The following is an 11,822-nucleotide window of genomic DNA, read 5'->3' on the forward strand; positions in this document are numbered from 1 at the left end:
TACGTGTATAACTCAGAAGCCCACAGCCTGGATGTAGATCCCGAGAAACTGGATGTCTACAACTTCATAAAGCACCGGATTTTGAGCGGTACCACGTGTAGCGGCGTCTGCTGGGAACTCAACCGCCAGGGCATCCAGTCACCGAAAGGAAAACTGTGGTCTGAAAGCGTGCTCTACCGGCTCATCCTGAACGAAGTGCATCTTGGTCGCGTCGTGTACGGCAAGACCAGCGGTGGGCTGCACAAGAAACGCAAAGCTGCGCCATTCAAAGTGATCCCGCGCGAAAATTGGATCGTCGTCGAGAACGCGCACCCGGCAATCAAAACGCCGGAGGAACATGCGGAAATCGTCACCCTACTCGAAAGCCGCCGGATTCAGCCCAAGCACGCCCGTCGTGGCACCTATCTGCTCTCTGGCCTACTCCACTGCGGCAAATGCGGCTACTCCCTACAGTTTCAGCCGAAACCAAACGGTCGCACACTCGTGAAGAAGTGCCAAAAGACGGATGCCTTCGGGAATTGTTGTGGCAATCGCGGGATCGAACTCGAACACGTGGAAAAAGCGGTGATGGAGAGTTTGCGTGAACACGAGGCGGAACTACTGAAAACGCCGGTTGAGACCAACGAATCGGACTTCCCAACGGAGCATCTGCTGCACACCAAAGAACGAGAACTCGAATCGTTACGGGACGGAGTCAATCGGCTCAAGGACTTATTCGTGATGGGCGATGTGAATAAAGCGGAGTACAAAACGCGGCTGGAACGCCTGAAGGATCTGATTGTGAAAAAAGAGAACGAGTACGAGCAATTGAAGGAGAGCCTTGACGGCTGCTCGCCCCTTATCCACGCCGAACGGCTGCAGTTGATTGATGAGCTCAAAGCGTCCTGGACAACCGCCATCGACGTAAAAGAGCGCAACCGGCTTATGAAGTTGATTATTGAGCGGATCGAATACAGGCGAAACTGGGATGACATCGATATTCACGTGAAGTTTCGATGATTCGCGCGTTTTGCGCCTACTGAAGTCCTTTCAAACTCTTATAGCTCTCGATGGTACGCAACTTCGCCGATTGAATTTCCATGATGATTTCTTCCACCGAAACGCCGCGCTCAGAGGCTTCGCGGTCAGCAACACGAAGCCGGTCATCATTTTCCGCGATTTCATGTAAGCAATCGGAAAACGGTTGAGCGGGCAAGATTCGGGTTTTATGGTGATGTTGCAGCGCTTGAAGTCGCTTATCGCCCGTAATCAAAAAATCTGCCAATGCCTCCTTCGCCGTTGCCAAAATAAAATCGTCCTCCCGATGACTTGCGACTCGGGGTACAAACAGTGGGATCGGATGAACGACTGAAGTGGCTCTCAAACTCATGACAAACAAGCCAACCTGTTCACGACTCAGCCGCGACGAGAAATAAGGGTTCGCCAAGGTCCGCTCCAATTCATCCAGAATAGGCTTCGATATATGCAGATGAAATAGCCCCGATAGCCACGCTTCCCGAATGTCCGCAATCGGTCCACGTCCGGCTCGAATGGCTGAAGCCAAGATATTCGTGTCCAATACGACCCGCATTATGCCTCTCCCTCAGTACCTTGCTCGGCTGATCCTGAGCGTACGCTCGATAGAGCGCGTTCCACTTCTTTGTTGAACTCATCCTCCGGAAAGTCAACGAAAGCATCCCGCATTTGATCCATCACACGGCGCAGGTCCACCAGACGACTGTCACGCTGCTTCAACCATTCCAAATCATCCGGACTCACCAGACCAGCAACTGGGACACCGCTCTTTTCTACAACCACTCGCGCCTGATCCCGCGACACCAAATTGATGACTTCGCTCCAATGTTCCCTTACATCTGAGGATTTCATAACCTGTTGCTCTTTCATGCCCCCACTCCATCCCGTACGTCATCGTACCCTTTTGTACGCCAATTATAACATGACAGATTGTGCTATGCGAGTAGGAAATCGCGGAGAGAGGTATCTCAAAGTGAAGGGAAGTAGTACAAAGTAATCAAATGCAAATAAATATCTCTACTTCTTGAAACTATCTCATCTGGAGTAGTTTATGGACCCGCTATCAGTGACAAGTCGGCATAGGAAACTCTATCTGTAGGTTTACTATTCATAGCTCCGAAGGGCTACGAATAGCCGATTGAGAGAAACACAGCCTTAGATTCCCTCTTGGCTTTCTGGAACGCCTCATCGCCCCATGGAAACCAATCGACCGGATTGTGCACGTGTTGGAGAAGATACGGAGATTTTTCATGTATCAAACGATTCGGTCTGTTATCTGACATCGGAATCAAACTCCCTTGCTTATGACTTTCATTAATTCATTATACCCCCACCACAGAAAAAACATCGGCTCATAGCAAGCCGATGCCTATACGTCTGGTTATGTGGTTCCTTACCGATTTCATCTTGTCATTGAATTCGCGGTTGCAAACCCTTACAAACAGCCTTCTCTGAGATTCCTCAATCTACTTCAAAAGTTTTGTTGGCACCCGGGTGTTCACCGCATCTCTTGTTAAAGTTTAGGTGCCCTTTTAATCTCTCTATGATGTTCATCAACAAATCGACAACTTATCTCATCTTGTAACCCAAACTGAGAAGCAACAAATTCCCTTACTATATTTGGATTTTCCCTCTGTGCACTATCCCACAGCTTCGTTGCCATTTCATGCGTCACGGATACACTCAGAACGTCTCTGTCTAATAAGACCCCTTCAGGATCGTGGGCGATTGTAAATTGGTATCCGTCTTGAGTCTTCAAACTCTGAATTACCACCACAATGCTCATCACCTTTCGCTACATACTTTTCAAACCATGTGCGCCGTTTTGAAGATATCTTGACACATCCGACTTTTCTGGATAATCGGCCCAAATATAATCCTCGCAGCCATGTCTCTTCTTTTGTGGATAGAGACCATTCTATACGTAAAATTCGAAGCAAGAACCAACAAGAACCAGAAATGCTTCTGATTGCTTAACAATGTCTACAAAATAGTATTCACTCGACTCCACTAGTAACAATAATCCGCGCATTGCGCAATAGCATTTCCTCACCCCATCCACCACTAAGCCATTCCCTCCGGGATTGCCTGACCCACATGGAGCGTAACTCCTCACTTGCCATATCTGCGGGTACTGGTGCCTTGGATTGAAGCGCATGGGCACACGTCCTTTGTCTAAAACCAAATCGAAACCACGAGAGAGTTCCAAGTGAGTCACACCCGCAGCGAATACACAAAGGTAGTGCTTGTAATTCATCCGTTACCCTCCCAGATTGTTCGCTCGAAAAGACAAGATGTTCATTCAGCGCAACGAAACACCCTGCGTCGAGAGCCAAAGGTTCAAACACAGTCCTAACAAGTTTAAACACCGCAGGTATTGGATTTGCTCCTGAACTGCGGCCATTTGAAACCGAGTCCTTGCTATTGGACAAGTACTTTTTCGCTATATCTGCATATGTTGCTCCTACCATGTACAACTTGAGGAGATCGCGCAATTCATGCCATAGAGACATCCAACCTTGCGGCAAATTCCAGTCTGGCTCGTCGATATATCGTCCTTCTCCAATTTCATCACGCATTTTCCTGAGCACCGTCTGTCCTTTGTACGATTCGTCCGGAAGAATATGATTGAATCGGTTGGGAGGCATATGAGCCAAAACTTCGACGAAAATGTCCAGCCAATCGAGCAAAGAAAATTGGGCAGATTCGATTGGATTCGGTATTCCTCTACGGAGATAGGCACTGAGCATTCGACTAGCACGGAAAAAATCCATACTGGAAACCGCCGCCACCGAATTTAGCCATTCCGGATATTCCGGCTTCATGAAAAAGTTGTCACGAAGTTCTTTGATTCGCTCGCGCGCACTATCTAGCCAGAGTTCTTGATGACCTCGATAAACCTGAAAGGCCCCTAGTGTCTTTGAGAGTGTCTTACCAGTATCAATTTCCCCACCTTCTACGAGTAACGAAGTCAGTGCAAGTTCCGAGTTAGATGCTGTCTGCGGATTAAAGCTACCCGAGGCTACCGTAGATATAAACCGTTCGAGTGGGCTGTGAACTTGAACAGATGCATCCTGCTCTCCCATGACAGGATAGTCATCCAATGCACGCCCCCCATTTACTTCCTGTCCAACAGGTGCCCCAAATGGATGATCAGATACTAAGAGTCCTATTCCCTGATTTGAAAATCCAGGGCGACCAGCACGCCCAAATCCATTCAGAATTAACGAATTAATCCTTGACAGGCCATATACATTGTCAACTTCGTCTCTGGAGTCTCCAAGGGACGTTCCGGAAATCACCACCGCGACGGCCGGTAAATTAAGCCCTTGCGCAAGAGTTCCTGTTGCGAACATCAATTTTGACCGTTGATTCACAAACATCCTCTCGCTAGTAGCCTGCTCTACCTGTAACATCGCGCTGCTATGTACCGCAATGCCTTTTCCAAACAAATCCCAAAGAACCGTCGGTACGCCAAGTTCCGCATCCGCAATATTAAGCCAAGCTTGTACAACGGGCTCAAATTCTTCAACTCTGTTTATTAAAGGCAAATTTTCTGCCGACCGAACTGCACTACTGAAAGCATGATGCCTGCTCGAGAGAATGAAGTTGATAACTGGTATTTGAGCTTGGGCAAACCGTTCGGCAACCAATCGTGATACGGTGTTTTTCCAACTCTCGAATTCTGGTCTCGACTTTCCCTTAGTCGCTTTTACCGGGAACTTTGCTGGAAAACCACGCAACAAGTAGTCTTCAGGACCGTCATGTGTCCAAGCACCCGAAAGGCCTACTAATAAAGCTAGGGGGATCTCGAAATTAACATTTTTTCGATTTCCTTTAAGTTGGTTCGCCTGCTGCCTAGCCTCATTGAATAAGTCGTTGAGCGTCTCGGTATTCAAAATGACCAATCCTCGTAAGGTTCGTGACGGTCTCCATTTGATCGGTGTCTCCACCGCACCAGGATCGTGAACTGACCTCAGCCATTCAGCCAGCTCTTCTGGATTACTTATCATGGCTGACATCAAAAGAAACTTAATATTAGGTGCGACATTCATCAGTTCGGCCAAGACAATGTCTGCCGCCAAACCTCTTCCCTCATCATTTAGAAGATGACATTCATCAAAAACACACAATGCACAGTTTTCGAAACCTTCCGGTTGTAGTCTTAGGACTAGAGCACATTTTTCCGGTGTCATGACAACAACGTCCGAACCTATAATCAATTCGTCGGCATCTTGAAGCTGCGAATATTCACCTCCACCAACAAATGCACGGACTTCAACGTCCTTCATGGCATGCAGTGCCGCTTTCAGATCACGGCGAATCTGGTGAGCTAATGCATTGGTGGGAGCAAGATACAGGACCCATCCCTTGGATAAAGCATGTGTGATAGCCAATTCGGCTACAAAACTCTTACCACTTCCCGTTGGCATAGCAATCACAGCATCTACTTGTGGCCCAGGCAGACATTTTTCTATGTATTCCAATGCAGTTGGCCACAAGTATGGACGCCCTCTTTGGTCGTCTGTTCCACGAGCCCGTGCACGTAAATAACTCCGAAAATCATCAAGAAACTCCCCGTCGTCCGACACCGGTTCGGGTACAGCGTGAACTACAGCCCGCTCGCTTAGAAGACGAACTGTTGCATTGAGGATGCTAGAAAAGTGATAGATGTCTGCAAATTCCGTATTCCTACTGGTTTCCTGTGATCCCACAGAGCGATGTACTCTTTCCAGAATTGAGAATGCTGTGTCTAAGCTGACATTTTCAATGCCCGCTAGCCAATTCAAGAACAACGAAATTCCGCGGGTTAACTCGGAGTATAAATGGTAACGAATATCGTCAATTAATTGCCCGTAGGTCATTCGTGCATCGGGATCGATTAGATTTACATCATCGACCTCAGGAAAAGATGAGTGATATACATCCCCGCGACATAGACGTAGAAGATAGGTAATTAATTGGTTGGCGCTCTCTTCAACAGGTGAGCTACCTGCTCCAATATATTCAAGATCCGCAATTACGCTAACGGCGTTGACATCATACCCACCAAACATATAGAGAAGAGCGGATTCAAGTGATACATAGTTGCTTTCCAGCCTGAAGGAATCGGTCTCTTCTCCAATTGCCCGGCCACTGATCATGAACTTTAATAGCGACAATGCCTCTGCCGCCACGAACGCACATGACCTCTTCACACCCCATGGTACATCAACACCGTTTAAAGAATCGAATATTGCGATGGTTTCAAGCGTATTTGCCAGGTTCCTAAGGTAGTTAACCACTTCAGAAAAAGAATTTAAATCCTCTTCAGCACTGACCTCCCCCAGTTGGATTTTCTGTCTGAGTATATAAAAGTACGCTTTAGACAAGTATCGTCGGCACTCATTTGAATCCAGTCCAGGCAAGTCTGGCAATTGCCGAAGCAGTTGTTGAGCATAGCTGTCAAACATTACAATCCCTCCACAAATTCCCTCATCAAGTCTGATATCTCTTCAAAAAATCTATCGAAGTCCCGAATTATATGTGGCATGACAATAATAGATTCCTTGTCTACGGACAAATGGCGGGAGAATACATTATGAGGCTGGGTCCAATCCATAATGGTTGCAGCATCGTAGTGAGGGTTAGGCATATATGTGCGGAGTTTATTCCAAAAGAGTCCCCTTACTTGCTCCTGGACATCTCGCGGCAAACCAATCCGCATTGCGTTGACATCCTGGCGAATTCTCGTGGTGTGCTTATCCCCATCAATTTCCTTGAAATATTTGATTGCTTTCTCAATTGCCCGGCTAGGGTCATTTTTGTACGCTTTTGATTCAATCACAGATAAACCGATACCTTGATCATTCACATACAACGCAAGCCCGTCTAGCCCATGGTCCTTAGCTTTAACGTGGACATCCTTTACCGCAATCACCCTTCCGGGCGGATGAATTTCAGGCTTCTTGTTCGCAAGAACTAAACAAAGATGCCAAATTGCTTCAGCCAACCAGGGGTTTCGCTCATCTCTTTTTTGAACTTTAGTTAAAGAGTCATTCGATGCTCCAACTATTTCTGATACGCTCCCACGCAGATCAACTTTGCCCACGTCGGAGTCCTCCAGCAAATACGCTTTTATATTCAGTGCACAGTCGATTGCTGACGCCCTTAGGCCAACGAGATACTGTGCGATCAAGTGTTTGGAGTCACGATCATTGTCCCACCCCGTTACGATTACGGTATGGTGGGTTGAAGATTCGTACTTCTCAATCCGTAATAAGCTTTGAAGAGCTAGAATTGACTCGTTCATTGCTGATTCTATTTTTTCTGTTAAATTCAGTATGGATTTTTCTGCAGTCACGTTTTGTGCCCCTTTTTTCCTCTTTAGGGATAAATTATAAAAAGTATTGGGAACACATTCCGGCTTGGGACGATATGCGGAAGTTAAATTATGTAACTAGGGTTTAAACGACTGAGAGGGTTATTTGCCTAACCCAAGTGTATTATAGCGCAAAGGGAACTGCTACTTGCTATGCCACAGTGGATTTATTTCAAAGGTCTTGTGGCCGCAAAATAAGTCTGCGAGAACACTCATAACAAATGGTATACCTGTACTGTCCCCAGATTATTTTCTTCGCCGTTTCACTGGCTACGTCAACAAGAATGTCTCGAATCGACTCTCCAAACGTAGTTCCGACTTTAGTAAGGATTTTCTTTATCCGAGCAGCGGCAACCTTCGTTTGTGGAGAGTCCGTAACCAACTCACCAACGTTCTGTTCAAACACTTCCTTGTCGGCTTCCTCCAACTCAGATTCGGCGAGGTCAATAGCCGCCTTAATACGTCTCGAAGTCCATGGGAAGGGTTCACCACAAGACTGGCAAAATGCTGTTGGATCATATACATAGCTAAGATCGACGACTCCCTCTACTTTGTATTCTCCCTGAATTGCATGATTACACGCAGAACACGCATTTATCGTTTTCGCACCGCATACTGGACAGAAGCTTTTATTAAACTCTGGTGACTCAATCATTGTGCTGTTTGTCGGATGTCCATTCAAGCAAACCTGTGCAACATCGAATTTGCCCATGATTCAGTATCCTCCTTAGAACGCCTACTTCTAAATGTAAGTCACTTCAAACTCACATCCGAAGATACGGCGGCGGTCTCACACTTAATTGTAAATCTTTCGATTACTGGTGATTCTGTGTTCTGTGGATACTATTCGTGGCCTTGCAGATATTCCGTGACTTTCTCATTCACTTTTTCTATCTCGTCCTTAAATGAGGATTTGCCGAACTCTTCGGTAAGATTACCCCCGAACCGCACTACCTATCATACCCAATTATCTGATAACATGTACAGAAGTACATCGGAGTAACTCATCGGAAGAATAGCAATAGATTCTCCTAAACACTGCGTAATGTAGACATTTTGAAATATTGCGTCATGGAAAACCGGATGGTGATGATGACGACCAAAGACGGACTTGTCCCACAATTGACATCAAAGTGAATTGGAAAGGTGAATCGGACGCCATGCCTGTATCATTCCGACACTCGGCTGGATTCGGTAAGCGTGTTGAATACTATATTATCGGTCTGATGTTGAAAGAAGGATTAGACGTTTATGTACCGCTCGTTGACGATAATGCGGTGGATGCAGTCGTCCGCAAATCCGACGGAACATTCATTGAAATTCAGATAAAGGCTCGAGGCTATGATATAACAATGGGAGACGGAGCGCTATTTGCGGCGATATCTCACCAGCCTAGGGAAAACTATTATTTCATCTTCTACTTAGAAAGACTTCAATGGATGTGGATGATGTCCTCAGAGGAATATTTGCTGGAGTGCGTCACCAACAAGAAGGGGAAAAATGCGGGCAAAACATCAATCTGGTTCAACGGAACCAAGACAGACCAGTAAACAAAGGAAAAATATGAGTATCCCAAGGAGAGATACAACAAATATCTTGCCGAGGACATGAAAGTGAAGTCTCGCTTGCCTGTTTGAACTGAAATTTACCAATCTCCTGACGGTGATTTCGCGTTTGAAAAATATTCACTGGCCCCAACATAGGGAAGTGTTAGCCCATCTTGTATAGGGTGTCCCTTACTTTATTCTTCACTGTTTATGTCGCATGCTGTAATAGATATGGAGATGCTTCATGTGTGAACCGATTCAATTTTCAAATCTCGAAATCCTACTTTCAAAAATCACCGAAATAAGATATGATCCCGAATCCATTTTACTAAAAGCACGAAAAAAGCACCGACATGAGGATTCACATGATCAGTTTGATGCTCAACACGTAAATTGAACATTTGTGTTTAATTCAAATTATAGTTGGCTTGAATTGCTGAAGAGTCGGAGTCGCACTGGTCCTGGGCTATTCAGCTTGTCCCGAGCGCCGTATAATGTTGGAAGACAGTTAGGGTTCGAAATTCCTAACGCCAGAAAGTATCGTATAAGACCACCAAACATGGTTAATTGAGCGAAAGTCTAGATTGGGTAGGCTGATTTTATAAAGGGATGCATTTCATACAAGAGGGCTAAAATGAGGAGCGAGGAGATTGGAACAGCTGTCAACCAAAATCCAAAAAAACGTAACGATAATCACAACATTAGTAAGTGAAGACGTATGGAGTGTTGCACGGGACAATTATGAAAGGGGTAGCTACACAAATTCGATAACTAACTCACTGCAGTACGTTAATGAGATTGTGCGAGAAAAAAGCGGTCTAAGTCTGGACAACACCAAACTGATGGATGAAGCGTTTCTGGGCCAGAGTCCTAAATTGAAAATCAATAAATTACAAACGCAGACCGAAAAGGATATTCAAGCAGGGGTCGGCTATCTGTTAAAAGGACTATGTCTAGCTGTACGTAATCCCCGAGCACACGAAAGGTACAATGATAACAAGGAAGTCGCCGATACGATTATACAATTTGTCAGCTATGTTCTCGATTTTGTTCGTAATTCGAAACAACCATCACTAGTAGAAGACTGGCTAGAGTTTGTCTTTGATGAGAATTTCAACAATTCCAAGGAGTACTCCAAAATTGTTCTTCAGGAAATCCCTGAAAAGAAGAAATATGAATTGCTGGTGAATATCTTTAGATTCAGGGAGAGGGCTAGAGAGAACCAATTGAACAATCTCATCAATGAACTTATGGAAAGTATCACATCGGATGAATGCGATGAATTTATTTACAACTTGAATAAAGAGTTGCTTCAGTGTGCCGACAACACTGAATTAAGGATGTTTCTAAGTATCTATCCACCCGAGAAGTGGAGTTTGCTAGTGCCAATTACGAGGTTGAAAATCGAACACATGGTCAAAAAGTCGCTTGAACAAGCGAAAATGGTTGGTCAATATGCTGATCCGTTTGATAATGACTCATGGGAATATCACTGTAATCAGCAAGGTGTTTTATCGACTTTCGGCACAAATTCTGTTACCTACTTTGAAACAAAGGAAGAAATATTAACAATACTTGGACACAAATTGTCCGACGAAGATCCTGACATCCGAAGTTTCGTTATTGAACATTATCAACGTGTTGTATTCGGTAGTGAATCAACAAAAAACTTGGCGTTGATATACGGAATAAAGAGGTCTCTTTCCTACCACGACCGAAATACATTTGAACATTTTAAATTTTTAATTGATGCGATTGGTGATCACGAGACAAGAGCTGTATTCGGCAATGAAGTTGCATCCACCCAACAATATTTTGACAACCAAGAAACAGAAAGTGAGAAGCCTCACAAGGATTCGGAGGATGAATTGCCCTTCTGATATCCCTGCGCACTCCTTCTTTCGCAACTGAAAGCGGCTTAACCGGTCTACTTAGCCAATATTGATGCTCAAAGAAATTCACCGTGGCTAATTGTCACGATTCAAATCCATTTGTGCATTCGAAGGCATCGCTTTACCCGAGTCATATGCACTGCAAATAGTCGTTTTACAGATTTCCCTTCTATTTTGATTGAATTTCGCATGCAAGCTTTAAATGTTTGTAGAGAAGATACTTTTTAAGCTGAAGGATGTGAACAAAAGTAAATATATTGAATTAATCTTTGCTAATCTCTCATCTGGAGTAGTTTACCTCATCTTTGACAGTACCCCAGTCACGACGCGGGTTTGTAGGCCCTATTTTGCCCTACAACACAAAAAGCCCCGTTCTCACAGGGCTACGTTCGCTTGATCGGATCTTATTTTGCTTCGGCTTTGATATCGCGAAGATGGATCGTCTTTGCGGGGAGTGGGATTTGCAGCATCTTGAGAACTTCGGCCAATCGTTCTGACGCCGGGGGAACGCTCAGGAATTCTTTCCCCAGAAACTCCGCCCTCAGCACATGCCATCGCCTTAGTTCCTTGACGATCCATTCCCCGGTGTAGTGACGATCCTCTAGATCCTTTTGTCGGATCGCGCGTTCCTCTTCATCGGATACCCGTTGCACCTCTTGTACTTGTTGATCCCACGCACGTCGGTACATTACTTGCATCTCTTGCTCAAACAGATAGGCCAGCACGCAAATGAAAATGTGACCGCGTACCCGTTTCTCATTCCAGTGGTACATTGGCCCGACATCCAGAAAATTCTTGATCTCCCGAAACGCCCGCTCAACGTTCATGAGCGTCTTGTACGAGGTGACCACCTCTCCTGCAGGAAGCGTCGTGTTGGTCTTGATCACGAACTTACCGTCACGAAGCGATTCTTTCAACAGCGCGACTTCGTTTCGCGTATGTGTTTGATAACTTAATAGTTGACCACGTGGGCGTTCTTTGACAACTGAAAAGTTGACCACCCCAAAA

General features: G+C 45.4%; 9 protein-coding genes and 1 pseudogene. 3 read left to right on the plus strand and 7 right to left on the minus strand.

Features of this window, described 5'->3' with window-relative positions:
* A partial coding sequence (locus AYW79_RS13665; protein ID WP_067567016.1) for a recombinase family protein occupies positions 1–999 on the plus strand: 999 nt, incomplete at its 5' end.
* A gap of 16 nt (positions 1,000–1,015) precedes the next feature.
* Here the strand turns inward: AYW79_RS13665 and AYW79_RS13670 are convergent.
* The 6 genes and pseudogenes from AYW79_RS13670 to AYW79_RS13695 all read right to left on the minus strand — a co-directional run bounded on the left by AYW79_RS13670 (position 1,016) and on the right by AYW79_RS13695 (position 8,087).
* Positions 1,016–1,570, minus strand: a complete 555-nt coding sequence (locus AYW79_RS13670) for a putative toxin-antitoxin system toxin component, PIN family (protein WP_067567018.1) — start codon at positions 1,568–1,570, stop codon at positions 1,016–1,018.
* Entirely contained in the window at positions 1,570–1,884 is a 315-nt protein-coding gene (locus AYW79_RS13675; RefSeq protein WP_067567020.1) for a type II toxin-antitoxin system prevent-host-death family antitoxin, read from the minus strand. Before AYW79_RS13675 ends, AYW79_RS13670 begins: the two co-directional genes overlap by 1 nt.
* A gap of 257 nt (positions 1,885–2,141) precedes the next feature.
* Positions 2,142–2,297: pseudogene (locus tag AYW79_RS15385) on the minus strand (DUF255 domain-containing protein); the annotation flags it as partial.
* A 714-nt stretch (positions 2,298–3,011) separates the two neighbouring features.
* Complete coding sequence (locus tag AYW79_RS13685; protein WP_067567024.1) at positions 3,012–6,467, minus strand: DEAD/DEAH box helicase; 3,456 nt, start codon at positions 6,465–6,467, stop codon at positions 3,012–3,014.
* A complete protein-coding gene (locus AYW79_RS13690) occupies positions 6,467–7,357 on the minus strand; it encodes a hypothetical protein (RefSeq protein WP_067567026.1) in 891 nt (296 codons plus the stop codon). The genes AYW79_RS13685 and AYW79_RS13690 overlap by 1 nt, the downstream gene beginning before the upstream one ends.
* Positions 7,358–7,547: 190 nt before the next feature.
* The gene (locus tag AYW79_RS13695; RefSeq protein WP_067567028.1) at positions 7,548–8,087 is read right to left on the minus strand and encodes a DUF2321 domain-containing protein; all 540 of its coding nucleotides are present in this window, start codon (positions 8,085–8,087) and stop codon (positions 7,548–7,550) included.
* Positions 8,088–8,535: 448 nt separating this feature from the next.
* Here AYW79_RS13695 and AYW79_RS13700 point away from each other — a divergent pair, with 448 nt between their 5' ends.
* Together AYW79_RS13700 and AYW79_RS13705 are read left to right on the plus strand one after the other, a co-directional pair.
* Complete coding sequence (locus AYW79_RS13700) at positions 8,536–8,925, plus strand: PDDEXK-like family protein (RefSeq protein ID WP_067567030.1); 390 nt, start codon at positions 8,536–8,538, stop codon at positions 8,923–8,925.
* 647 nt (positions 8,926–9,572) lie between these two features.
* The gene (locus tag AYW79_RS13705) at positions 9,573–10,802 is read left to right on the plus strand and encodes a TIGR02391 family protein (RefSeq protein ID WP_067567032.1); all 1,230 of its coding nucleotides are present in this window, start codon (positions 9,573–9,575) and stop codon (positions 10,800–10,802) included.
* Between the two features lie 416 nt (positions 10,803–11,218).
* Here the strand turns inward: AYW79_RS13705 and AYW79_RS13710 are convergent.
* A partial coding sequence (locus AYW79_RS13710; RefSeq protein ID WP_156493909.1) for an IS1634 family transposase occupies positions 11,219–11,822 on the minus strand: 604 nt, incomplete at its 5' end.

It is taken from the genome of Ferroacidibacillus organovorans (genome assembly GCF_001642725.1).
In the GTDB taxonomy this organism is placed as follows: domain Bacteria; phylum Bacillota; class Bacilli; order Alicyclobacillales; family SLC66; genus Ferroacidibacillus; species Ferroacidibacillus organovorans.

Coding starts and splice junctions, on each gene's coding strand:
- AYW79_RS13670 (WP_067567018.1), bottom strand. CDS start 1,570: ATGCGGGTCGTATTGGACACGAATATCTTGGCTTCAGCCATTCGAGCC.
- AYW79_RS13675 (WP_067567020.1), bottom strand. CDS start 1,884: ATGAAAGAGCAACAGGTTATGAAATCCTCAGATGTAAGGGAACATTGG.
- AYW79_RS13685 (WP_067567024.1), bottom strand. CDS start 6,467: ATGTTTGACAGCTATGCTCAACAACTGCTTCGGCAATTGCCAGACTTG.
- AYW79_RS13695 (WP_067567028.1), bottom strand. CDS start 8,087: ATGGGCAAATTCGATGTTGCACAGGTTTGCTTGAATGGACATCCGACA.
- AYW79_RS13700 (WP_067567030.1), top strand. CDS start 8,536: ATGCCTGTATCATTCCGACACTCGGCTGGATTCGGTAAGCGTGTTGAA.